Annotated in this window: 15 protein-coding genes; 7 read left to right on the forward strand and 8 right to left on the reverse strand. The window is 72.8% G+C overall.

Annotated features, from left to right (window positions below; all coding sequences use genetic code 11):
* Positions 1-1,416 (forward strand): chromosomal replication initiator protein DnaA, encoded by a 1,416-nt coding sequence (gene dnaA, locus WMF42_RS00005; RefSeq protein ID WP_061612066.1) that lies wholly within the window; start codon positions 1-3, stop codon positions 1,414-1,416.
* Between the two features lie 129 nt (positions 1,417-1,545).
* Here dnaA and WMF42_RS00010 read toward each other — a convergent pair whose 3' ends face one another.
* From WMF42_RS00010 to grpE, 3 genes are all read right to left on the reverse strand, one after another.
* Positions 1,546-5,466, reverse strand: a complete 3,921-nt coding sequence (locus WMF42_RS00010) for a serine/threonine-protein kinase (protein WP_437689590.1) — start codon at positions 5,464-5,466, stop codon at positions 1,546-1,548.
* A gap of 120 nt (positions 5,467-5,586) precedes the next feature.
* The gene (dnaK, locus tag WMF42_RS00015) at positions 5,587-7,449 is read right to left on the reverse strand and encodes a molecular chaperone DnaK (protein ID WP_061612068.1); all 1,863 of its coding nucleotides are present in this window, start codon (positions 7,447-7,449) and stop codon (positions 5,587-5,589) included.
* A gap of 184 nt (positions 7,450-7,633) precedes the next feature.
* Positions 7,634-8,221 carry a nucleotide exchange factor GrpE gene (gene grpE / locus WMF42_RS00020; RefSeq protein ID WP_061612069.1) on the reverse strand — a complete coding sequence of 196 codons (588 nt, stop codon included), beginning with the start codon at positions 8,219-8,221 and terminating at the stop codon, positions 7,634-7,636.
* Positions 8,222-8,518: 297 nt separating this feature from the next.
* Between grpE and WMF42_RS00025 the strand changes: the two genes are divergently transcribed.
* Entirely contained in the window at positions 8,519-9,781 is a 1,263-nt protein-coding gene (locus WMF42_RS00025; protein ID WP_437689600.1) for an aspartate aminotransferase family protein, read from the forward strand.
* A gap of 1 nt (position 9,782) precedes the next feature.
* On the forward strand, positions 9,783-12,224 hold the full coding sequence (locus WMF42_RS00030) for an HAD family hydrolase (RefSeq protein ID WP_437689609.1): 2,442 nt from the start codon (positions 9,783-9,785) through the stop codon (positions 12,222-12,224).
* 44 nt (positions 12,225-12,268) lie between these two features.
* On the opposite strand, the gene WMF42_RS00035 is transcribed toward WMF42_RS00030, so the two are convergent.
* The 3 genes from WMF42_RS00035 to WMF42_RS00045 form a co-directional block, all read right to left on the reverse strand.
* Positions 12,269-12,790, reverse strand: a complete 522-nt coding sequence (locus WMF42_RS00035) for a Fur family transcriptional regulator (RefSeq protein WP_081426072.1) — start codon at positions 12,788-12,790, stop codon at positions 12,269-12,271.
* Positions 12,791-12,902: 112 nt separating this feature from the next.
* Positions 12,903-13,973, reverse strand: coding sequence for a hypothetical protein (locus WMF42_RS00040; RefSeq protein WP_233560969.1), 1,071 nt, complete (start codon positions 13,971-13,973; stop codon positions 12,903-12,905).
* Between the two features lie 70 nt (positions 13,974-14,043).
* Positions 14,044-14,835, reverse strand: coding sequence for an extensin family protein (locus WMF42_RS00045; RefSeq protein WP_437689611.1), 792 nt, complete (start codon positions 14,833-14,835; stop codon positions 14,044-14,046).
* Between the two features lie 317 nt (positions 14,836-15,152).
* On the opposite strand from WMF42_RS00045, the gene hrcA reads away from it, so the two are divergent.
* Entirely contained in the window at positions 15,153-16,196 is a 1,044-nt protein-coding gene (hrcA, locus tag WMF42_RS00050; protein WP_061605471.1) for a heat-inducible transcriptional repressor HrcA, read from the forward strand.
* Here hrcA and WMF42_RS00055 read toward each other — a convergent pair.
* Positions 16,189-17,250 carry a pseudouridine synthase gene (locus tag WMF42_RS00055; protein ID WP_437689613.1) on the reverse strand — a complete coding sequence of 354 codons (1,062 nt, stop codon included), beginning with the start codon at positions 17,248-17,250 and terminating at the stop codon, positions 16,189-16,191. The genes hrcA and WMF42_RS00055 overlap by 8 nt on opposite strands.
* 187 nt (positions 17,251-17,437) lie before the next feature.
* Here WMF42_RS00055 and WMF42_RS00060 point away from each other — a divergent pair, with 187 nt between their 5' ends.
* Together WMF42_RS00060 and WMF42_RS00065 are read left to right on the forward strand one after the other, a co-directional pair.
* Positions 17,438-18,325, forward strand: coding sequence for a response regulator transcription factor (locus WMF42_RS00060; RefSeq protein WP_437689615.1), 888 nt, complete (start codon positions 17,438-17,440; stop codon positions 18,323-18,325).
* Between the two features lie 300 nt (positions 18,326-18,625).
* Entirely contained in the window at positions 18,626-21,502 is a 2,877-nt protein-coding gene (locus WMF42_RS00065) for an ArnT family glycosyltransferase (protein ID WP_437689617.1), read from the forward strand.
* Positions 21,503-21,833: 331 nt separating this feature from the next.
* Here WMF42_RS00065 and cobA read toward each other — a convergent pair whose 3' ends face one another.
* Positions 21,834-23,447, reverse strand: a complete 1,614-nt coding sequence (cobA, locus tag WMF42_RS00070; RefSeq protein ID WP_437689619.1) for a uroporphyrinogen-III C-methyltransferase — start codon at positions 23,445-23,447, stop codon at positions 21,834-21,836.
* 185 nt (positions 23,448-23,632) lie between these two features.
* Between cobA and WMF42_RS00075 the strand changes: the two genes are divergently transcribed.
* Positions 23,633-23,995, forward strand: coding sequence for a DUF4339 domain-containing protein (locus WMF42_RS00075; RefSeq protein WP_061609137.1), 363 nt, complete (start codon positions 23,633-23,635; stop codon positions 23,993-23,995).
* Positions 23,996-24,117: the final 122 nt, after the last annotated feature.

Consider the following 24,117-nt stretch of genomic DNA (forward strand, 5'->3'; position numbering starts at 1 on the left):
ATGACGATTCCGAAACACGAGCCGCGCGAAATTTTCGATCGGGCGATCGAGCATACGCGGACGCTTTCTCCCGCAACTTTTGATCAGTGGTTTGGCGGAGTTCAGTTCGATGATCTGACCGACGGCGTGCTCACGCTGCGCGTCCAGAACGAGTTCGTCCTCGAGTGGGTGAGGGACAACTTCCTGCCGGCGCTGACGGACAAGATCCGCGAGCTCACGGGCTGGTCGGTGCAGGTTGCCTGGACGGTCGATCAGCACCTTGACTCGCCGGTCGCCCGGCGCGTGGAGCTCACCCCCGTGCGCCCGCGGGCGCTCGTTGTGCGCCCGACGAGCGCGGCGCCGGCGCCCGCGCCCCGCCCCGAGCCGCAGCTGCGGCGCGTCTCGTCGCTGCCCGACGACCTCAACCCGAAGCACACCTTCGCGAGCTTCGTCGTGGGCCCCTCGAACCAGCTCGCGCACGCGGCCGCGATCGCGGCCGCGGGCGGCGGCGGGCGCCGGTACAACCCGCTCTTCATCTGCGGCGGCACGGGGCTCGGCAAGACCCACCTCATGCACGCGATCGCGCACCGCGTCTTCGAGGGCAGGCCGGACGCGCGGATCATCTACGTCTCGGCCGAGAAGTTCACGAACGACTTCATCACGGCCATCCAGCACCACCGGATGGACGAGTTCCGCGCGCGCTACAGGTCGAACTGCGACGTGCTGCTCGTCGACGACATCCAGTTCCTGGCCGGGCGCGAGCAGACGCAGGAGGAGTTCTTCCACACGTTCAACGCGCTCCACACGCTCGACCGGCAGATCGTGGTGACGAGCGACAAGTACCCCCAGAACCTCGAGCGCATGGAAGAGCGCCTCGTCTCGCGGTTCTCGTGGGGGCTCGTCGCCGACATCCAGGTGCCGGAGCTGGAGACGCGCGTCGCGATCGTCCGGAACAAGGCGGCGCTCGAGGGCATCGCGCTCACGGACGACGTGGCGCTCTACCTCGCGCAGATGGTCCGCTCGAACGTCCGCGAGCTCGAGGGGACGCTGATCCGGCTGGCGGCCAAGAGCTCGCTCACGGGCCGCCCGGTGGACCTGCCGTTCGCGCGCGCCGAGATCACGGCCACCTCGCCGCCGCGGGCGCAGATGATGAGCGTCGAGGACATCCAGCGCGCTGTGTGCCACCACTTCCACCTGCGCTCGATCGACCTCACCTCGAAGGACCGCCACAAGAGCGTGGCCTTCGCGCGCCACGTGGCGATGTACCTCTGCAAGCAGCGGCTGAAGTGCAGCTTCCCGGAGATCGGTCGCGCCTTCGGCAACCGCGATCACACGACCGTGATGAGCGCGGTCCGCAAGATCGAGGCGCAGCGGGACTCCGATCCGCAGGTCCGCGCCCACCTCGAGGCGCTCGAGAAGAAGCTCGCCGACGAGTGAAATCGGCGCGCGCCGCGCGCCGTACCTCCTGCCACGCCTACCGCCGCTCCCCGGCCATCGCGAGGGCGGCCCCTCCGGGGCCCCGCCCGGCGCGCGCCTCGCGTCCGCACGCCGAGCGGCGCCGGGGCGTCAGAGCTCCGAGAGCGCGGCGCGCGCGTCGTCGGCGATGAGCTTGTTGCCGTACGCGGAGGCGAGCTCGAGCACCTCCGAGAGCTCGCAGCGCGCCTCCTCCACGAGGCCCCGATGCTTCAGGAGGGCGCCGAGCAGGTACCGGCCCTCCAGGGCGTCCGTCCGGTACGAGCGCGCGTCGGCGTAGCGCGCGAGCTCGCGCAGCAGATCGACGGCGCCGGCGGCGCCGTTCAGGCCGTCGAGGTAGGCGAGGTGCGCGCGGTTGATCGAGACGAGGCGCTCGTGGCCGCTCTCCTCGGCGAGCTCCCTCGACTTGGTGAGCGCCGCGTAGGCGCGCGGCAGATCGCCGAGCCGCCGGCTCGCGTCGCCGAGGTTGTGCAGCGCGGCGGCGGTTTCGAAGCGCATGCCCGCGGACCGGGCGAGGTCGACGGCGCGGGCGGAGGTCTTCACCGCCGCCTCGAAGTCGCGGAGGAAGACGTGCACGAGGACGCGCTGCTTCTCGCGCTCGCTCGCCGCCGCGAGATCGCCCGGCGCGACGAGCGCCTCGGCCCGATCGAGCGCGCGCAGCGCCGCCTCGATGTCGCCCATCGCCGCGCGCGTATGGGAAATCGCGAGCAGGAGCCTGGCGTCGTCGATCTCGCCCATCGCCTCGAGCTGCTCGACGGCGCCGACCGCGCGGGCGTAGTCGCCCGTCCTGACGCCGATCTCCGTCTCGCACGCGAGCGCCTTGCGGCGGAGGTCTTCGCGGTCGCCGGCGAGGGCGTACGCCTCCTCGAGCTTCGCGTAGGCGTCCGCGAAGAGGTCGACCGCGCCGAGGGCGCGCGCCACGTCGACGCGCGCGCGGAGCTTCTGCTCCAGGGTGCCGTCCTCGTCGATGCGCCGCTGCGCGCGGGCCACGACGTCGCCGAGATCGGGCGCGGAGCGCACGCGCACAACGACGTCCGCGAGCGCGCCGAGCCACGCCGAGAGCTCCGCCGGCGCGCGGCGGGCGTGGTCGCCGAGATCGAGCGCCTGGAAGATGAGCCGGAGCGCCGGGTCGAGCTGGCTCGCGCGGATCTTGTGGAGCGCCGCCCGCGCGTAGAACGTGGCCGCGCGGTCACGGTCGCCGGCCTGGTAGAAGTGCTGCCCGATGCGCTCGGCGTGCTCGGCGCTGTCCTCGCCGACGGCGGCGACGTACGCCGCCGCGGCCGCGGCGTGCAGCTCCCGGCGGAGCTCCGGCGGGATCGCGTCGAGGACGATCTCGCCGTGCATGGGCGACGCGAAGCTCGCCTGCGCGGGGCCCTTGAGCCGCAAGAGATCGCGGGTCGCGAGCCCGGAGATCGCCCGGTTCACGACCGAGAGCTTCTGCTGGAGGAGCGCCGCGAGGACCTCGGTCGGCACCGGATCGCCGAGGATCGCCGCGGCCTGGAGCACGGCGCGGTCGCTCGGGTCGAGCCGCCGCACGCGGGTGGCGATGAGGGTGCGCAGCGAGCGAGGCACCGCCGACGCGCCGTCGAGCCGCGCCTTCACGACGCCGCCCGAGACGCTGAGCGCGCCGGAGTCGCTCAGCTCCTTGATGAGCTCCTCGAGGAAGAGCGGGTGGCCGCCGGCGCGCTCGCGGCAGAAGGCGAGCAGCTCGGGCGGCAGGAGCGTCGCGCCGATGCGCGCCGACATGAGGCGCGCGCCGTCGCTGTCCGAGAGCTCCCCGACCTGGATCCGGTAAAAGTGAGGGTGCGCCTCGAGCAGCGGCGGCGGGTCGCTGCGCGTCGCCAGGATCAGCACGGCGCGGAGCCCGCCGGCGCGGCCGGCGGTGGCGAGGAGGGTCTCGGCGGTGAGCTGGTCCATCGCCTGCGCGTCGTCCCAGGCGAAGCAGTGGAGCCGGTCCTCGCAGAGGCTCTGCACCATGCGCGGGAAGGCGGCGCGCAGGATCGCGCTCGTCCCCTGCGGCGCGCGCTGGTCGGCGAGCGACGCGCCGAGCTGGCCGAGCACGGCCGCGGACTCGTCCTCGCGCAGGCCGAGCGCCCGGAGCCGCGGCAGCACCGCGCGGATGCGCTCCTCGTCGTCGCCCTCCTGGATGCCGCAGAGCACCTGCAGCATCGCGGTGAGGCCGCTCCACGGGACGTCGGCGCCGTTGTGCGGGCACGACGCGACGTAGACGCCGACGTTGTAGTCGCCCTTCGAGAGCCGCCGCTCCATCTCGGCGAGCAGCCGCGTCTTGCCGATGCCGCGCTCGCCCTGGATCACCGCGATCTGCGCGCGCTTCCTCGTGGCGGCGGCGAGGATGTCGCCGAGCTGCTTGAGCTCGTCGCGGCGGCCGACGAAGCGGCCGTAGGCGCCGTCCGGCGGGTGCGCGGAGGTGACCACGCGCCCCCCCTCGGGCGCCGTCCGGCCCGCGCCGGGCAGCTCCTCGGTCGTGAACGCGTTGCGGAGGACGCGCCCGGTGAGGTGTGACACCGCGACCTGGGACTCGGTCGCGCGGGCGAGCGCCTGCGCGGAGGCGATGAGCGAGGTGAGCCGCTCGTCGCGGATCGGGGCGCCGGCGCTGTCGACCAGGATGCGGGACAGGTGGATGCCGGCGGAGACCGCCGCGCCCCCGCCGCGCGAGCGCAGGATCACGAGCGCGGCGCGCACCGCGGCCTCGGTGTCGCGGCCGTCGGCGTCGCCGAGCCCGAAGACGGCGACGAGCTGGGACGCCTCCTCCTCCAGGAGCAGCGCGCCGTAGCGCGCCAGCACCTCGCGGGCCCGCGCGATGCGCCGCGCCGCGTCCTCTCCGGAGCGCGTGAAGATGAGCACGAGCGCCGTGACCTCGCGCCGCTCGCCGAGCCCGCGCGTGGCAGGGCTGCTGTCGGCCTTCTCGAGGAGCTGGAGGAGCCCGGACGCGTTGCGGGCGCGCGTGCTCGTCGTGTGCGGCACCTCGACGGGCGTACGCTCGTTGGCGCCGATCGGCTCCTCCTCGAGCACGGCGCTCGCCTCGAGCTCGGCGCCCCCCTTCTCCTCGTGGAACGGCGCGAGGAACTCGGCGAGATCGTTCGCCCCGGACCGCTCGCCCGTCGCGTAGAAGAAGCCGAGCAGCGCCTCGTGCAGCCGCCCGGCGTCGGGGAAACGGTCCTCGGCGTTCCTCGCGAGCATGGTGCTCACGATGTCGACGAGCGGCCTCGGCACGTCGGGGCGCGCGAGCGCGAGCGGCGGGTACTCGCTCGCCTGCAGCCGCCGCATGACCTCGAACGCTGTCGGCGCCGCGAACGGGTTCGAGCCGGCGAGCATCTCGTAGAGCACCGTCCCGAGCGAGAAGAGGTCGCTCCTGCCGTCGATCGCGCCCGCGCGCGACTGCTCGGGGCTCATGTAGGCGAGCTTCCCGCGGATGCGCCCGGCGCGCTTCTCGCCGACCTCCTCCTCGGTCATCGACTGCGTCGCCTTCGCGATCCCGAAGTCGGTGACCTTCACCTCGCCCTCCCAGGAGAGCAGGATGTTCTGGGGCGAGATGTCGCGGTGGACGATGCCGAGGGGGCGCGACTGCTCGTCGCGCCGCCGGTGGGCGTGGTCGAGCGCCTTCGCGATCTCGGCCGTCATGAAGACGGCCATGCCGAGCGGGATCGGCCGCTTCGATCGGCGGCAGCGGGCGAGCAGCGTCGCCAGGTCGAGCCCGGGGACGTACTCCATCGCGATGAAGTAGCTGGTCGGGTCGCCGTTCGGGTGGTCGACGCGGCCGAGGTCGAACACCTGGACGATGTTCGCGTGCGAGAGGCGCACGGCGAGCTTGGCCTCGTGCACGAACATGTCCACGAAGCGCCCCTGCTCCGCCAGCTTGGGGAGGATGCGCTTGATGACGAGGACCTTCTCGAACCCCTCGACGCCGAAGCTCTTGGCCTTGAAGACCTCGGCCATGCCGCCTTCGCCGAGGCGCTCGAGCAGGCGGTAGCGTCCGAAGGTCTCGTTCAGCATCGCCCCGCCCGCGCCCCGCGCAGCCCTGCGCCTAGAGCGCGCGCGGCGCTCCGGCGGGGACGGCCGGCGGCCATCGCGCGAGCCGGCGCTCGCCCTCCGGCCGCGCCGGCCGGCCGCGCGTCACGTCTCAACGGCCTTGTTCGCGCCGGCGTCATCGTCCCCTCCATACATCGACTCCGCGATCCGGAACGCCGCCCCCTCCAGGCGAGCGTACGCGGCCCGGAGCGCGTCGAGGTCGCCGCCGCCGTCGAGCAGCTTCCGCAGCGCGGCGCAGTCGGCGTGGACCTCGCCGAGGAGCTCGGCGTCGAGCAGATCCCCGTAGCCCTCGAGGGCCTGCTCGGTCGTGTAGACGAGGGTCTCCGCCTGGTTGCGGAGCTCGGCGAGCTCGCGGCGGAGCGCGTCGGTCTCCTTGAACCGCTCGCCCTCCGAGACGAGCCGATCGACCTCGTCGGGGGTGAGGCCGCTCGTCGGGGTCACCCGGACCTCCTGCACCCGACCCGTCCCGAGATCGCGCGCCTCGACGCGGACGATCCCGTTCTCGTCGATGCGGAAGGTGACCTGGATCTTGGGCAGCCCGCGGGGCGCGGGCGGGATGCCGGTGAGCTCGAAGCGGGCGAGGCTCCGGCAGTCGGCGGCCATCTCGCGCTCGCCCTGGAGCACGTGCACGGGGACGAAGCTCTGGTTGTCGACGCTCGTCGTGAAGATCTCGCTCCGCTCGGTCGGGATCGTGGTGTTCCGCGGGATGAGCTTGAACATCACGCCGCCGCCGGTCTCGACGCCGAGCGACAGCGGCGTCACGTCGAGGAGCAGCACCTCGTCCACGTGCCCCGAGAGCGCGGCGCCCTGCAGCGCCGCCCCGACGGCGACGACCTCGTCCGGATTCACGCCCTTGTTCGGCTCCCGGCCGAAGAACTCGCGCACCGCGGCCTGCACGGCGGGCATCCGCGTCATGCCCCCGACGAGGACGACCGTGTTGACGGCGGAGACGGGCAGCTTGGCGTCCGCGAGCGTCGCGCGGCAGACGTCGACGGTGCGCTGGATGAGGCTCTCGCAGAGTATCTCGAGCTCGTTGCGTCGCATCGTCCGCTCGAGGTGGAGCGGCCCGCCGCCCGGGCCGACGGCGATGAAGGGGATGTTGATCTCGGTCTCGAGCGACGACGAGAGCTCGTGCTTCGCCTTCTCCGCCGCCTCCTTGAGCCGCTGCAGCGCCATGCGATCCCGGCGCAGATCGATGCGGTTTTTGCCCTCGAACTCGTCGGCGAGCAGCTCGATGAGCCGCTGGTCGAAATCCTCCCCGCCGAGGTGGGTGTCGCCGCCGGTCGCCTTGACGCTGAAGACCCCGCCCGCGATCTCGAGGATCGAGATGTCGAACGTCCCGCCGCCGAGATCATAGACCGCGATCGTCTCGGCCTTGACCTTGTCGAGCCCGTAGGCGAGCGCCGCGGCGGTCGGCTCGTTGATGATGCGGCGCACGTCGAGCCCGGCGATCCGCCCTGCGTCCTTCGTGGCCTGTCGCTGCGCGTCGTCGAAGTAGGCGGGGACCGTGACCACCGCCTCCGTCACCGGCTCGCCGAGGAACCGCTCGGCGACCTGCTTCATCTGGGCGAGGATCATCGCGGAGATCTCGGGGGGCGAGTAGCTGCGCCCCTTGACCTCGACCCACGCGTCGCTGTTCGGCGCCTCGACGATCTTGTAGGGGGCGAGCGAGATCTGCTTGCTGACCTCGGGCGCGCTGAACTTGCGGCCCATCAGGCGCTTCACCGCGTAGATGGTGTTCTGCGGGTTCGTGACCGCCTGGCGCCGCGCGACCTGCCCGACCAGGCGCTCGCCGCTCGCGGGGAAGCCGACCACCGACGGTGTCGTGCGCGCGCCCTCGGCGTTGGGGATCACCCGCACGTCGTTCGCCGAGCCGACCCCTGCCCCTTCGACGACGGCCACGCACGAGTTCGTCGTCCCCAGATCGATGCCGATCACCTTCCCCATATGCGGCGAAAGATACTACAGGCCTCGATGCTCGCTGGGTGGGGAGACGACCTTGGCGCCCGCGATATTTGGGGAGATCGTGCGGTGAGGTGGCGGGGCACAGCAGATCACGGAGAGGAGCACCGCCATGATGCGCGCGGCGCGGGAGGTGTGCGCCGATGGAGCCGACGCGCGGCGACGCGCCTCAGTGCGCTTCGGTCGTCGACGACGCGCCGGGCGAGCCCTTCGAGACGACGACCATCGCCGCGCGGATCAGGTAATCGCCCAGAATGTACCCCGGCTGGACCTCCGCGATGACGACGCCGGCCGGGTGCTCGGTCGACTCGAGCTGCTGGATGGCCTCGTGCACGCTGGGGTCGAAGGGCTTGCCGACCGCGGCGATGCGCTTGATGCCCATGCGATCGAGCGTGTCCACGAACTGCTTCGCCACGATCCGCACGCCGTCGGCGACCGACTTCACGTCGGGCGCGTTCTCCGCGTGGCTGGCGGCGCGCTCGAGGTTGTCGAAGACCGGGAGCAGATCCTTCAGGATCGACTCGCGGCCGCGGCGCTGCGCCTCTTCGACCTCGCGCCGGGAGCGCTTGCGGAAGTTGTCGAAGTCGGCGGCGGTGCGCAGGAGCTGCTCGCGCATCCGCGCGGCCTCGGCCTGCACCTCGCCGAGCTTGTCTTCGGGCGTGGGGGCTCGCTGCTCTGCGGGCTCTGCGCGCTCCGCCTGCGCCTCCGCCTGCTCCTCGGTGTTCTGGCTCGACCCAATCTGTTCCGAATCGCTCATAGGACGGCGGCACTATAACCAGCCGCGATCCGCTGGCAATCGCCAGGCCCAGGGATTGCCAAGGGACTGCCAAGAGACCGCCAGCGGCCTGGCGGCGACCGGCAGCGAGCGCCGGCGCGCTCGGGCGGCGGCGCCTCCCCGGATCGGCCGGCGACGCCCGCGGGCGCCGGCGCGCGGGCGGCCTGGACGCGCTCCGGACGCGCGTTTCACGCAGTTTTTGCCCGGGTCTCCGCGATCCGTGGCCTGCGTGCATCGACCGTTTGCTCCGACCCCCTACCCGGCGTTAGATCGGGCCCCATGAGCATCGCCACCAGCCCCGCCGGGGAATCGCCTCCGGCGAACGCCTCGACGCCAGCCACCTCGCCGCTCCTCGCGGCGCAGAAGCACCTGCTCGGCAACTACCGCCAGCCTCCGTTCGTCCTCGATCGCGGCAGGGGTTGCGAGCTCTTCGACACGGAGGGGCGCCGGTACCTCGACATGTACGCCGGGGTGGCGGTGGCGTCGCTCGGCCATGCTCATCCGCGGCTCGTGGCGACCATCGCCGAGCAGGCGGGCCGCCTCATGCATGTCTCCAACTACTTCTACAACGCCGAGAACCTCCGCCTGGCCGAGGAGCTCTGCGCGAAGACCGGCTTCGACCGCGCCTTCTTCTGCAACTCGGGGGCGGAGGCGAACGAGGCGATGCTCAAGCTCGCGCGCCGGCACTTCTTCAACCAGGGGCAGGCGGAGCGCTACCGGATCATCGCGTTCGAGAACGCGTTTCACGGCCGCACGCTCGGCGCTGTCGCCCTGACCGGGACGCCGAAGTACCGCGAGGGCTTCGGCCCCTCGCTCGGGGGCGTCACGCACGTGCCTTATGGGGACGTGGCAGCGGTGCGCGCCGCCATGGGCCCGGACGTCGCAGGGATCCTCGTGGAGCCGGTGCAGGGGGAGGGCGGCGTCCTGCCCGCGCCGCCCGGTTTCCTGGCCGAGCTGCGGCGCATCGCGGATGAGCACGGCGCGCTGCTGCTCCTCGACGAGGTGCAGACCGGCATCGGGCGCACGGGGCACTGGCTCGGCGCGACGTACGACGGCGTCCAGGGCGACGCGGCGGCGCTCGCGAAGGGGCTCGGCGGCGGGTTCCCGATCGGCGCGCTGGTGCTGCGGGAGCGGCTCAATGGCGCCTTGCCCCCGGGCTCGCACGGCTCGACCTACGGCGGCAACGCCCTCGCCTCCGCCACGGCGCGCACGGTGCTCGCGGTGATCGAGGAAGAGAAGCTCTGCGAGGCCGCCGTGGAGCGCGGCGATCAGCTCGGCCGCGGCCTCGCCGCCATCGCCGCGAAGCTGCCGCATGTGTGCGTCGGCGAGCGCGGGCGGGGCTTGCTCCGCGGGCTCATCCTCGCGCCGGGCGTCGACACGCGCGTCGCGCTCGGCCGCGCGCGCGACCGGGGCGTGCTGCTCACGGTCGCGGGCACCAACGTGCTCCGGTTCACGCCGCCCCTCGTCGTGAGCGAGGCCCTGATCGACGAGGCCCTGGCCGAGGTCGAGGCCGCGCTCTCCGAGATGCCGGCTGCGGGTTGAGGTGGTCGCCTCGCGCGCAGCCGGGCCCGCCGTCGCGCCCCTCCCGTGCTCGGGCTGCAGCAAGCTGATCGATCCGCTCCGCGCCGGGCACGTCGCGATCTTCGACCAGCGCTTCCACTACTTCTGCAACGCCCGGTGCCGCCACGCCTTCCTCGGGGAGGTGACGCCCGCGCCGGGCGACGGCCGGCCCGCCCCCCTCGCGGGATCGGGCGTGCCCATCCCCGGCGCGCCTGCCCGAGGGCTCCCGCCGGGGGCGCTGCCCGGCGCGGCGGGGCCTCACGCCGCCGCGCCGCGCGCCGAGCCCCCGCGGGCAGGCGCCGACGACGGCGCCTCGCGCATCGCCGATCTCGACGCGCCGATCGTCGACGCCTTCCCGCCCGTGTCGCTCGACGAGCGCCTCCCGGAGCTGCCCGTCCTCGACGACGACCGCGCGCTGCTCGAGCCGATCGGGAACACCATCCTGAGCGACGAGCCGCAGCGCTACGAGGCGATCGAGGCGCGGGACATCGGCGCGCTCCTGCTCGTGCTCGCGATCATCGCGGGGACGCTCGCCGTCGCGCTCACGCTCGCCGGCGACGCCAAGCTCGTCATCGGCGCGCGCATCGTGCTCGCCACGGTGAGCGCGGGGATGCTCCTCGGCCGCGCCGCCACGACGGCGCGCGACGCCACGGATCCGCACCCGGCGCCGATGATCGCCCCCGTCCTCGGGGGCCTCGTGGCCGCCGTCTGGGCCCTCTTCGGCCAGGACCGCGCGCTCGCGGCCGAGGCGGCGTCGCTCGCGGGCGTCATCGCCACCGCCAGCGCGATCAGCGCCTGGCTCATCGAGAGCGCGCGTCACCGCGTGTTCGCGGAGCGGGCCTGGATCGGGTCGGTGCTCTCCACGCCGGCGCGCCGTCCGCCGGGCGCGTGGGCGCAGAGCCCGGCGCCTGCTGACCGGGCGCTTCCCCGTGGCAGCGACGACGCCGCCGCCGAGGGGGCCGGCGACGCGCTCTTCTACGAGCTGCGGCCCGGCGAGAGCGCCCAGGTCGACGCCGGGGACGTCGTCCCCGTGGACCTCGTGGTCACGGGGGGTGACGTCGAGGTGCTCCCCTGGATCGGCGCCGCCACGCCGGCCCGTCGCCGCGACGGCGACCCGGTCATCGCGGGGGCCACCGTGGTCCGGGGCCGCCTCGTCGGCGCCTGCACCTTCTCGGGCGGCGATCGCGCTGTCGCGCGCGTGCTGCTCGACGCCCGCCGGCGCGCGGACGCCCTCGCGCCGATCGCGCAGGCCTCCCGCGCCCTGACCGAGCGCTGGGCGCTCGGCGCCGCGGCGATCGCCGCGCTCTCCGCCTTCGTCGCCGGGCGGGCGCCCGTCGAGATCGCGATGACGGCGACCGCCGTGCTCGCCGCGCTCGCCACGGCGATCACGGCCTCGATCGCCTCGGTCCACGTCGCGCGGGGCATCCTGCTCGGGCTGCGCCGGGGCATCGTGTACAAGAGCGCCGACGCCTGGGACCGCGCTGGTCGGGTCTCCGTCGCCGTGTTCTGCGCCCGCGGCACGCTGCTGCTCGGCGAGCCCGAGCTCGCGGAGCTCGAGGCGACCGGCCAGAAGCTCACGCCAAGCGACGTGCTCGCGCTCGCGGCCGGCGCAGAGCGCACCGAGGAGCACCCCGTCGCGACGGCGATCGTGCGCGCCGCCCGCGCTCGCGGTCTGCGGCCCGACGGCGTGCGCAACCCCAACTTCCACCCCGGCCTCGGCGTGACGGCCGTCACCTCGTCGGGCGAGGAGCTCTGCGTCGGCAACCGCGCGCTCATGCTCGAGCAGCGGATCTCGATCGCCGCGGCCGAGAGCCGCGTCGCCGAGCTCGAGGCGCTGGGGCGCACGGTCGTGCTCGTCGCGGTGGGCGCTCGCCTCGTCGGCGTCATCGGCCTGCAGGACGGGCTCCGCCCCGGGGCGCGGGCCGCCATCCAGCACCTGCTCGACGCGCAGATCGAGCCCGTGCTGATGTCGGGCGACGCGCGCGAGACGTGCGAGGCGATCGGCCGCTCGCTCGACATCGACCACATCCGCCCCGAGATCCTCCCCGCGGATCGCGGCGCCGAGGTGCGCCGCCTGATCGACGCGGGCACGAGCGTCTCTGTGCTCGGCCACGCGGGCGTCGACGACGCCGCGCTCGGCGCCGCGGACGTCTCCGTGGCCCTCGGCGCCGCCGGCTCCGCGCCCGCCGACTTCTCCGTGGTGCTCGCCTCGGACGACGTCCGCGACGCCGCGCTGTCCCTGGCGCTCGCGCACCGCACGCGCCTGGAGGCGCGCGTCGGACTCGCGCTGAGCGTCGCCCCGGCGCTCGTCGGCGCCGCGGTCATCTCCGCGTTCGTGCTCCCGCCGGCTTACGCTCCCATCGCCTCGCTGCTCGGCGGCGTCATGGCCGTCGTCCACGCCCGCGCGCTCGACGCGAAGAGCTGAGCGCCGCGCGCGGGCCCGCCTCCGGGGCCTCGCCGCGCGGCGGGCTACGAGAGGTCCGGGTCCGCGTCGTCCTTGGCGTCGCCCTCGCGGCACTCCAGGCAGACGCCGTACATCTCGTGCTTGTGCCAGGTCACCTCGAAGCCGTACTTCGCGGCGATCTCGTCCTGGAGCGCCTCGATCCGCGGCTCCTCGAACTCGATGATCTTCCCGCAGCTCAAGCAGATCAGGTGGTCGTGGTGCGCGCTGGCGTCGTCGGCCAGCTCGTAACGGCTGAGGCCGTCCCCGAAGCGGCGCTCGGAGGCCACGCCGCACTCCGCGAGCAGCTTGAGCGTCCGGTACACGGTCGCGTACCCGATGCCGCGGTCCCGCGCGCGCACCTCCGTGAGCAGGTCCTCGATGGTCATGTGGGGGGCGCCCGAGAAGAACGTGTCGACGATCAACCGGCGCTGCGCCGTCGATCTCAGCCCCTTCTTGGCCATGTACGCCTGGAGGCGAGCGCGCAGCCGGTCGAGGGCAACTTTGTCGACGTGGGTCACGCTGTCCCCCTCTCTCGCGCTGACGGCCATGGCGAGTTTATCCCGTTCGCGGCGAACGGCGTCAAGGCCGGCGGCCACGCTGCTCGGCGCGCCGTGCCTTCCCTGATTCCCTGACAGCGTCATCCGTTCGCCGGCTCCGGCGTCACTCGCCGACCTGCGCCATGTAGCTGACCTGCGCGGCCGACCCTCCGAGGGGGCTGAGCAGCGTGACGGGGGGCGCGACGAGCCCAGCCGCCGCTGTGTTGTCGATGACGACGTAGTAGAGCCCCGGGCGCAGCGCGTAGCGTCGCGTCTCGATGATCCCGGGCTGGAGGGGGCCACCCGCCTGCACCGGGCCGGGCGGGGGGCCGAGCGGCTTGCCGGTCTGGTAGGCCTCGCGCCACGCGTCGCCCGTCGGTTTGTCGACGATCATGATGTCCACGGCCGCGCCCTGCACGCTCATCTTCATGTAGAGCGCCTGGTCCACGTCGGCGACCTCGAACGGCCCGAGGTAGTCGCGCTGGTGCGCGTGCACCTCGATGACCTCGTTCGCGAACGTGTACCGCTCGTCGTCCTCCACCTCGAACGGGTGGTGCGGCCGCTGGGGCGGCGTCAGGATCCCGAGCGTGAAGTCCTTCCCGGTCTCCTCGTTGTAGACCACGGTGAACCCGCGGGTCATCTCGCCCGCCACGATCTGGTTGCCGAGCAGGTTGGCGAGCCCTCCGAACGGCGGGACGTTCGCCATCACGTCGATGACGGGGTTCTCGACGTAGCCGAGCTGGAAGCTCGGGCCCTGCACGATCCGGTTCAGCCGTCCCCACACGTAGACGTCGTCGCCCGCGATCTGGAAGTCGGGCCTGTACTCGACGGAGGTCGTGAGCGAGAAGCCCACCCGCTTCGCCGGCTGCATGTAGCCGTACCCCGTGCCGGCGATGTGCACGGTGACCGTCTGCGCCGCGTCGTTGACGTCGTACGAGCACTGCATCGGGAAGAACCGCCCGATGGACGACGACCTGTCCTGCAGCCGCAGCGCGACCCCGCTCTTCAGCATCTCGGGGCAGATCTTGCTGGCGCCGAAGTTCGAGAAGAGGAACCACCGCAGGCCTGGGCTCGCGTTCACGGGGCCGCTGAGGCACGGGCAGCCCACGAACGTGAACGACAGCACGATGGCGGCGAGCGCCAGCGCGGCGGACGCGGCAGAGGCGCGGGGGGGCGGGGGTCTTCGTGCGGGCACGCGGGCTAACATAGCGGGTCGACCTCGGAGCGAGAGCGGGTTTGCGTCCGGGAGGGACGCCCCTCCCGGATCAGCGAACGAGCTGCCATTGGACGCCGGGGGTCACCTCGAGATGCAGGTGATTTTTGTGCGCCCGGTCGTAGTTGGGCGTGAGGATTGACGTGAAGATGTGCTGGTCCGCGGCCTCGCACACGATGGATCGCAGCTCGCGCGCCGCCGCGTCCGGTGGCAGGCCGCGCGTCCCCTTGACGGCCGGGCCGCGGCTCGCCGGCTTCCCCGCGCCCTCGCCGCACACCGGCGCGCCGCGCCTGCCGATGAAGTCGCGCTCGACGTCGAGCCACTCCTCCGCGAGCGCGTCGCCGACGCGCCGCTTGATGAACCTGTAGGCGTCGATGGCGAGCCCGCCGGGGTGCCTCGTCGCCAGCTTGCCCTCGGGCCACATCGCCGACGGAGGCCGCCACGCCGAGTACATCAGCACCTCGGTGACGTCGTGCACGCGCAGGATCCGGCTGAAGTCCGAGAGCGCGAGCGCGAGGCGGCAGTCGAAGACGTCGTTCGGGTTGTCCGCGCGCCGGTGGGCCGGCACCGCCGTCCGGTAAAGGACGCCGCCGACCCCCTGCGTCAGCCGCACCGGCGCGAGCACGCCCGGCGCGCGCCGCACCGGCTCGAACGCGATCTTCCGCCGCGCGAGCGCCTCCCGGCACTGCTCCGCGCTCAGCGCGGCGTAGCGCGCCGACGGGTGCCTGGCCCAGTCCTGATGGAACTTCACCTTCGGCTTGCCCTGCGCGGTCGGCAAGGTCGTGAGCGGGCCGAGCGCGAGGGCGAGCGCACAGGCGATGGCGGCGTGGCGTGCGGACGGCATCGTTGCTGGGGTTGGTGTCGCCGCGCGTCGCGCTCCCGGGGAAGCCCAGGTTCACCGGGCGAACCCCGGACGACCAGGGATCACCGGAACCGCGGGAATCGCGGCCTCCGGCGCGTCGGCCGCGCCCATCCTACCGCGCTATTTGACCGGGCCGCGCGATCGCCTCAAAATAGGCGGCATGCGCATTCGTGGGCCCAGCGCCCGCCCGCGCGTCTTGACGTATGGGAGCGATGGCCCGGTCCGCATGGCTTTCCGGTCCGGGCAGCCGCTGGTCCAGGTAGCCGCCGCGGCGCGCGCACGCGCCGCACGCAGTTGACATGGGAGATCTCTCCAATCGCGCTCGAAAGATCCTTTTCGCCGCGGTCACCGAGTTCATCGCGACGGGTGACCCCGTGGGCAGCAGGACGCTCGCGCGCAAGTACGGGCTCGATCTCTCGGCTGCCTCGATCCGCAACGTGCTCGCGGATCTCGAGGAGGCCGGCTACCTCCACCAGCCGCACACCTCCGCGGGGCGCATCCCGACCGATCGCGCGCTCCGGTTGTTCATCGACGCGCTCGTCGAGCTCCGGTCGCTCTCCCCCGAGCAGCAGGCCGAGCTCACCGCCCGGTTCACCGAGATCTACACGGTGGCGAGCGACCCGCTCCGCGAGACGGGGCGCTACCTCTCGGAGCTGTCCGGCGCCGCGGCGGTCGTCGCGGCGCCGCGGGCGGAGATCCGCGCCCTCGCCCAGCTTCGCTTCATCCCGACGAAGCCCGGGCAGCTCCTCGCCGTGCTCGTCTTCGCCGACGGCTCGGTCGAGAACCGCTTCATTTCGGTCGATGGGGCGATCAACGAGGGGGAGCTCACCCGGATCCACAACCTGCTCTCCGACGTCATCGAGGGGCGCACGCTGGGCGAGATCCGGGATCTCTTCGCCCGCCGCCTCGCGGACGAGCGCCTCCAGATCGACGCGCTGAGGCGCCGCGCCTTCGAGCTCGGCAGCAAGGCGACGGCCGACATGACGCGGCGGAGCGAGGTCGTCATCGAGGGGCAGAACCGCCTCATCGACCTGCCGGAGTACGCCGACGTCGACCGGCTCAAGAAGCTGATGAAGGCGCTCGAGGAGCGCGAGGAGCTCGTCGATCTGCTCGAGCGGACCCTCGCCGCCGGCGCGGGCGAGGTCACCGTCTTCGTCGGCAGCGAGGCGGGCGATCTGGGCGGAGGCCAGCTCAGCCTCGTCGCCGCGCCGTACATGGAGAACGGGCGCGTGGCCGGGACCGTGGGCGTGCTCGGCCCGACGCGGATGGACTACGCGAAGGTGATGCCGCTCGTCGACGCCACCGCCGCGGCGATGAGCGAGGCGCGCGGCAAGGTCAAGTAGCGGCCTTCTGCCGTGGCTGGCGGAGCCGCTCGAGCACCTCGTCGAAGTCGGCGGGCGGCGGCGCCTGGAACCGCATCGGCCGGTCGTCGGACGGGTGGCTGAAGCCGAGCTCGGCCGCGTGGAGCATCAACCGCGGGGCGGGGATCTTCGGCCCGCGGTAGTCGCGCACGTAGACCGCCTCGCCGACGAGCGGGTGCCCGGCCTCCGCGAGGTGGATGCGGATCTGGTGCGTGCGCCCCGTCTCGAGGCGGCAGGCGACCAGCGTCACGCCCGCGGCCCCGGCCTCGTCCGTCCCCCGGAGCGTCTCGATCGGCTCCACGTGCGTCACCGCGAGCTGGCCCTCGCGCCGGCCTCCCCTCGCGGAGCCGCGCAGCCCGTCCCCGCGGTCCTCGATGAGGTAGGTGCGGTGGGTGCCGCGCGGGACCGCGCCGTGCGCGAGCGCGAGGTACTGCCGGTGCATCGAGCGGACGCGGAGCTGCTGCGCGAGGTGCTTCTTCGCGGCGAGCGTTCGCGCGAAGACGAGCAGCCCGCTCGTGCCCTTGTCGAGGCGCTGCACAACGCCGAGCGGCGCCCGCCCGCGCAGGCGGTCGCGCCGGGCCAGCACCTCCCGCACCAGCGCGTCGAGCGTCGCGGCCTGCTCCGCGGGGTCCTCGTCGCCGTACGGGATGGTGATCACCCCGGCGGGCTTGTTCACCACGACGACGCTCGCGTCCGCGTAGACCACGAGCTCGCCCTCGAGCCTGCGCCGGCGCACTGTCTCGGGCCGCGGCGCGCTCAGGCGGACCTCGATCCGCTCCCCGCTGAGCACCCGGCGCCGGGCGCTCATCGCCACGGCGTTCCCGACGAGCACCTTGCCGGTCTCGATCAGCCGGCGCGCGTCGGACCACGAGACCGAGGCGAGCGCCCGGATCGCGCCGTCGAGCGGCCGCCTGTCCAGCGCTGCCGGGACCGTCCAGCGGCCGTCCTGTGGGGGTCGAACCGCCGCGGTCGGGTCGGCGGCGGTCGGGTCGGCGTCATCCTGGGGCAGGGGAAGGGCGGGTCGGGGCGGGCGCATGAGAGGCTCGTGAGGGGGCGCCTCGGCCCCGCCACCAGCGTGGGGCCGGGCTCTACCAGCGCGAAAAAACGCTCATCCGCGGGGCCGCGGGGCGAATTACACCGCGAATGTTGACACATCGCGCGACCGGAGCCGAAGATATCCAGAGCCGTCATCGCTTTCTCGCCATCTGAGAGGAGACCCGTTCGTGGCCAGCACCCTTCTCGCCGTAGACGACAGCGTGACCATGCGCAAAGTGCTCGAAATCACCTTTGCGGGTCAGGATTTCCGCGTCGTGACGGCGAGCAGCGCCGACGCTGCGCTGCAGAAGCTCAAGAGCGATAAACCCGACCTGGTGATCGCCGACGTCACGCTCGAGCCGAAGAACGGCTACGAGCTGTGCAAGGCGATCAAGCAGGCATCCCCGGCGACGCCCGTCCTGATCCTGTCGTCCAAGCAGAACCCGTTCGACCCTGCGAAGGGCTCGAGCGCGCAAGCCGACGACCACATGGACAAGCCGTTCGACACGCAGCAGATGATCGACAAGGTCAAGAAGCTGCTGGCGTCGCGCGGCGAGGCGAAGCCGGCCGCGGCTGCTGCTGCGGCTCCCGCTGCTGCTGCGGCGGCGTCCGCGCCCGCGCGCTCTCCCGCTGCCGCCGCGCAGCCTGCGGCCGCCGCGCAGCCCGCTGCGGCGCAGCCCGCCGGCGCCGCCACGAGCCCGCTCCAGCGCGCGAAGACGCTCATCTACACGCCGAACGCGCCGGCCACCACCAGCGCCGCGCCGGCGCAGGCCTCGGTCAAGGCGGCGGCGCCGGGCGGCGCGCCGTCGGGCCTGCCGCAGACGACGATGGCCTTCTCGCCGACGCCTGTCTCCGGCGTGCCGAAGACGGCGTCCGGCGCAGCGGTCGCGGCCTCCGCCTCCGCGCAGGTCAACGGCCAGATGGCGGGCAAGCTCGAGGGCCTCGGCCTCTCCGCCGATCAGGTGGAGGCCGTGATGGCGCTGTCCCGCGAGGTCGTGGAGCGCGTCGTCTGGGAGGTCGTGCCGGTCCTCGCCGAGACGATCATCAAGGAAGAGATCGCGCGCCTGACGAAGTAGCCGCGCGCTGCGGCCGCGCGGCCGCTGTCGTCGGCGAGCCTCCCACGCGCGGGGCGGTCCCCGGCGAGGTGTGCGAGCCGCGCGCGGCGTACCAGCCTGCGCCGCGCGTTGCTTGCTCCCACGAGCCCATCGATCACACGTCGAGCCGCGCGAGCCCCCGCGGAGATCTCGCGCCGGGCATGGCCTCGCCCCACCGGCGCTCGCGGCGGTCTGTCGCGCGCGAGCATGCGGCCGCTGCTTTGCCCGGGGACGTAGAGTTGCTACGCCAGGCCCGCGCCTCGTTCCGCGTCCGGCGCAGCCATGAACGACACGCACGACAAGAGCAGCGGCGCGACCGCGGACGCCCGTGACGACATGACCGCGGGCGACGAGCCGGCCGCAGGCGGCGTGGAGAGCTCCGGCGCCGCCGAGCCGCGCGTCGCAGCTCCGCCGCGCGCTCCTTCTCCGGAGGGCGAGGCGGCGGAGGACGACGGCGGAGCCGGCACGGACGACGTCGATCCCGACGCCGGCGAGGAGCGCCTCGTTCCCCTGGGCAACCCGCTCCGCTGGCGCGGCGCTGCCGCGCTCGCCGCGGGCTCCCTCGTCGCGTTCGTCGTGATGGCGCTCGCGCCCCGGTTTCGCTGGGGGGTCCCGCTCGGCGCGCTCGGGGTCGGCGTCGCGACGCTCGGCCTGCTCGATCTGCTCGGCACGTTCGACGATCCGCCCGAGCGCGTCGCCGCGCGCGTCGGGATCCGCGATCTCCTCGGCCCGCTCGCGCTGCTCGGGGGCGGGCTCGCCGCGTTCCTCGCGCTGATCACGCTCAGCGTGGCGGGCTACTTCTCGCCGCTCTCCCTCTCGCGGGACGGCGCGCCCGCGCTGATCTCGCTGGCGGTCCCCGCGGTCGCGATCCCTGCCGCGTTCCTCACGGCGGTGGCCGGCGCCTTCCGGATCGGCGAGCGCCTCGGCCCCGGTCGCCTCGATGAGGCGGGCGCGCCGCGCCCCCTGCTCCGGCGGCATGGCTTCTGGCTCGTCGCCCTCGTCACGCTGCTCTACCTGCCCATGCTCGGGAGCCACTCGCTCATCGATCCGTGGGAGACGCACTACGGCGAGGTCGCGCGCGAGATCCTCGCGCGGAACGACTGGATCTCGCTCTGGTGGGCGCAGGACGGCTGGTTCTGGTCGAAGCCGGTGCTCGACTTCTGGATGCAGGCGCTCGCCATGGCGGCCTTCGGCGTCCGCTACCGATCGGGGGAGATGCTCTCGGCGGTCGCCGAGGGGCGCGTGCCGTGGCCCGAGTGGGCGGTCAGGCTGCCCGTCTTCGCGCTGACGCTCATCGCCATTTACCTCCTCTACAAGGCCATCGCGACGATCTTCAGCCGCCGCGCGGGGCTGCTCGCGGGGGTCGTCCTCGCGACGATGCCGCAGTGGTTCCTGGTCTCGCACCAGACCATGACGGACATGCCCTTCGTCGCGACGATGGCCGCGGCGATGGCGCTCCTCCTGCTCGGCATCCACACCGACGAGGCGCGCGAGGCGCGCGTCTACGAGGTCGACCTCGGCGTGCTCAAGGTAGGCCTCTCCGGCTACCACCTCGTGCTCGGCGCGATCATCGCCTGCGCGCTGCCGCAGATCCTCTACCTGCTCTCGCGGCACGTCGAGATCCAGCCGGCGCCGTTCGGCGTGCGCCTCCACGGCGACGTCTTCAGCTCGGGCTCCCCTGGCAACTGCGGGCTCCCCGGCAACGAGGCCTGCCGGTCGGTGCTGCCCGTGCTCCCCGGCCTGCAGCCCGCGCTCCAGGCGCTCATCTGGGCGCAGACGCTCGGCATCGTCCTGTACGCGAGCTGGGGCGAGCGGCGCGTCCAGCGGCTCCTCTTCCTGTCGGCGTGGTTCTTCGCCGCCCTGTCCACGATGGCCAAGGGGCCGGCGGGCTTCGGCCTCCCGGTGCTCTGCGCGCTCGGCTACGTCGTCGTCTCGCGGCGGTATCGCGACCTGCTCAAGATGGAGATCCCCGTCGGGCTGCTCGTGCTCGCGTGCGTGGCGTTGCCCTGGTTCGTCGCGATGTACGCGCGGCACGGGCAGCCGTTCACCGACAGGCTGCTGTTCCACGACATGTTCAAGCGCGCGTTCACGCACGTGCACGACACCAACGAGGGCGACGACGTGAGCTTCCGCTACTACGTGTGGCAGCTCGGCTACGCGACGTTCCCGTGGACGGGGCTCGTGCCCGCCTCGCTCGTGTGGTGGCTCAGGCGGCGCGAGGGGGCAGCGGCAGGGGACGGGGGAGCCTCCGGCGGGCCGGGCTCGGCCGACGTCCGCCAGAGCGACGCCTCGGTGTTCCTGGCGATGTGGTTCATCTTCGGCTTCGCGCTCTTCTCGCTGATGCTGACGAAGTTCCACCACTACATCCTGCCGGCCGTGCCGCCGGCGGCGATGCTCACCGGGATCCTGCTCGACGACATGCTGCGCCTTGAGGGCGGCGCGCGCCGGCTCGCGCGTGGCTGGAGCGACGCCTCGTCGACGCCGCCGTCGGCGCGCTCCAGCGCGGTGGTCGTCTACGAGCGCGCGATGCTCGGCGCGGTCGCGATCGGCGCTGCGATCCTGGTCTTCTTCGTCGGGCGTGACCTCGCGATGGCCCGCGAGGGGCAGCCGAGCCAGGCCAGGCTGCTGCACCTGTTCACGTACAACTACAAGCGTCCCTGGCCGCAGTCGCTCGACTTCTCCGCGACCCTGTGGGCGTTCACCGTCGCCGCGGCGGTCCTGTGTCTGCTGCTGATGGTCGCGCGCTTTCGCCGTCACGTCCTCTATGCGCTGCTCTCGCTCGCCGTCGTGTTCACGGCGTGGGGGCTCGACGTCTACTTCGTGCGGACGTCGCCGCACTGGGGGCAGCGCGAGACCTTGCTCGCCTACATGCGCGCGCGCCAGGAGATCCCTGGGCCGCTCGTCGCCTACCAGATGAACTGGAAGGGCGAGAACTTCTATGCCGGCAACCATCTGCCGGTCTTCGTGTCGAGCGGAAAGAAGTTCCAGGACTACATCAATGAACAGAAGAAGAAGGGTGTGAAGACCTTCTACTTCGTCACCGAGCACGGGCGCACCAGCTCGCTCTCGAACGAGCTCGGGAATCCTCGCTTCTTCGAGAAGCTCACTTCTCTCGAGCTCAACAACAAGTTTCTCGTCGTTCGCGCAACGTTCGAGTGACAGAGCGGCTCCTGAAGGAGCTCGGCCCACAGGCGCTGTCCGGCTGTGGCCCTGTACGTCTGCTCGGGCCCGGGGAGCGCTGTTGTGCGCGCAATGTCGTATCGCTGCGTAAGGAAATTCCTAGCATGACTGTCGCCATGAACGCGCAGGAGCGAAAGGAATCTCCTGTTGATGCCCCTTAAGTAACTGGATTTACTAGGGGAAGGCGCAGGCACGCCTCGTGCTCAAGGGAGCCCGAGCGTCGCGGCGGAGACCTTCCCCCCCCAGGTCCGCTGCGACGCTCTTTTCTTTTCTGCCGTGGGCGCTGGCCGCACATCGCGCGACCAGCACGTCACCGGCCGGCGCTTGCAGGGGCAGCCTGGAGCCCAGCGAAGTATCGATCCAGCGCGTCCAGGAGACCCGCCGTGGTGCTCACTTCGGCGGTCACGCCGATGCGGAGCCCCCGTTTCTCGGCTGTCGCGGTGGTGATCGGCCCGATGCTCGCAAGGAGCACCCGGTCGAGCTGCGCCGCGGCGCCCTCGCCGAGGAGCTCGCAGAGGCTGTCGACGGTGCTGCTCGAGGTCAGCATCACGACGTCGATCGCGCCCGCCGAGAGCGCTCGGATCAGCTCCTCGCGGCGCCCGGCCGACGCGGGGCGGGTCTCGTAGACGGGCACGACGTCGACCTCGCAGCCCGCGGCGCGGAGCCGCTCGGGGAGCACTTCACGGGCGACGAGCGCGCGGGGAATGAGGACCCGGACGCGGGGCGCAGGGCGCGCCGACAGGCGCTCGGCCAGCGCCGGGTCGGAGAGGAGGGCCTGCGCGAGCTCCTCGCCGCGAAATTCCCCCGGGACGATGTCGGGGCGGACGCCGCGCGAGGCGAGCGCGGCGGCCGTCCCGGCGCCGATCGCGGCGAGGCGCGCCGCGCCGAAGGCGCGCGCGTCCAGGCCGAGCCGCTCCACCTCCCGGAAGAAGCAGGCCACGCCGTTCTCGCTCGTGAAGACGACGACGTCGTAGCCGGAGAGCCCGCGGACGGCCTCGGTGACGCGCGCAGGGTCGGGCGGCGGGCGGATCTCGATGGTCGCGAGCTCCACCGCCTCGCCGCCGCGGAGGCGGATGAGCCGGGACGTCGAGCGCGCCTGGTGGCGCGGCCGGGTGACGAGCACCCGCTTGCCGAACAGCGGCTTCCGGTCGAACCAGCGCAGCGCGTCGCGCAGGCCGGTGACGGCGCCGACGACGATGACAGCGGGGCTCTGGAGCCCTGCCTCGCTGGCGCGCCGGGGCAGCTCGTCGAGGCGGCAGGAGACAACGCGCTGGTCTGCGCGCGTGCCCCACTGGATCGCGGCCGCCGGCGTCGCGGGATCGCGGCGCCCCGGCCCCGTCAGCCCCGCGACAACGGCGTCGAGGGCCTGCATGCCCATCAGGACGCAGATGGTCCCGCGGACCGAGGCGAGCTCGCTCCAGTCGAAGGACCTGCCCGCCCGCGTCACGCCGCTGACGATCATCACGCTGGAGGCGATGTTCCGGTGGGTCAGCGAGATGCCGGCGTAGGCCGTCGCGCCGAGCGGAGAGCAGACGCCCGGCACCACCTCGAACGGCACCCCGGCCCGCGCGAGCGCCTCCGCCTCCTCGGAGCCGCGCCCGAAGAGGAACGGATCGCCGCCCTTCAGCCGGACGACGCTGCGGCCCGCGCGCCCGAGCGCGACGAGCTCCGCGTCGATCTCCGCCTGCTTCGCGTCCTTCAGCACCCGGTCGCCGCCGCGCTTGCCGACCGAGCGCACCTCGGCGTCCTCCCGCACGCCGTCCAGCAGCGCGGGGTGGACGAGCTCGTCGTGCAGCACGACGTCGGCCGTGGCGAGGAGCTCGGCGCCGCGCAGCGTGAAGAGCCCCGGATCGCCCGGGCCGGCGCCGACGAGGTACACGACGCCCGGCCTGGCCGCGCCCGGCCCCCCGCGCGCGGCCCCCACGCCCTGACCCTCCTCGGAGGCTCCGTGACGCCCGGAGAGCGCCGTCAAACTCTCATCGTTCTGTCGCTCATTCATGGCAGACGTTGATTGTCCTATCGATTCTGCAGTGATGTTGACTCGGTGCGTTAAAGGTATAGAATCGCACCCGTTCGATTCAACGTCCGGCGGTTTCTGGAGTCCATTCGATGAGATCTGTGAAACTGTTCGAGGAGCTGCGGAGCTCAGAGCGCGGCTTTACGGACCGATGGTACGTCAGCAACGGGGAGCAATCGGTCGGGCCGGTCAGCCTCGACCAGCTCGCGCGGGGCATCGAGAACGGCGTGGTCCCGCTCGATAGCTTCGTCCGCAATGAGGCGTGGACCGTGTGGCGCCCGCTGTCCGACATCGCAATGGTCACGGTCGCCGACGCGGCGACGCCCGCGGTGCAGCCGGACGACGAGTTTGCGGCGGACGACGACGACACCGTCCCGCTGTCGGGAGAGAGGACCTCGCCGCGGACCGGGACAGCGACGCGCCCGGTCGCGCGCCCTGGAGCGGCGCACCGCTGAGCGATGTGCGCGCCCGTCCGGCGCCGGGAGCGCGGGCCGCGCGCGGCAGGGCGAGCGCGGCCGGACGAAGGGGGGTGGGGGGCCTGTCTCATGCGGGCGGTTTCGGGCGAACACTAGCCGAT

The sequence above is a fragment of the Sorangium sp. So ce176 genome (genome assembly GCF_051519835.1).
In the GTDB taxonomy this organism is placed as follows: domain Bacteria; phylum Myxococcota_A; class Polyangia; order Polyangiales; family Polyangiaceae; genus Sorangium; species Sorangium cellulosum_G.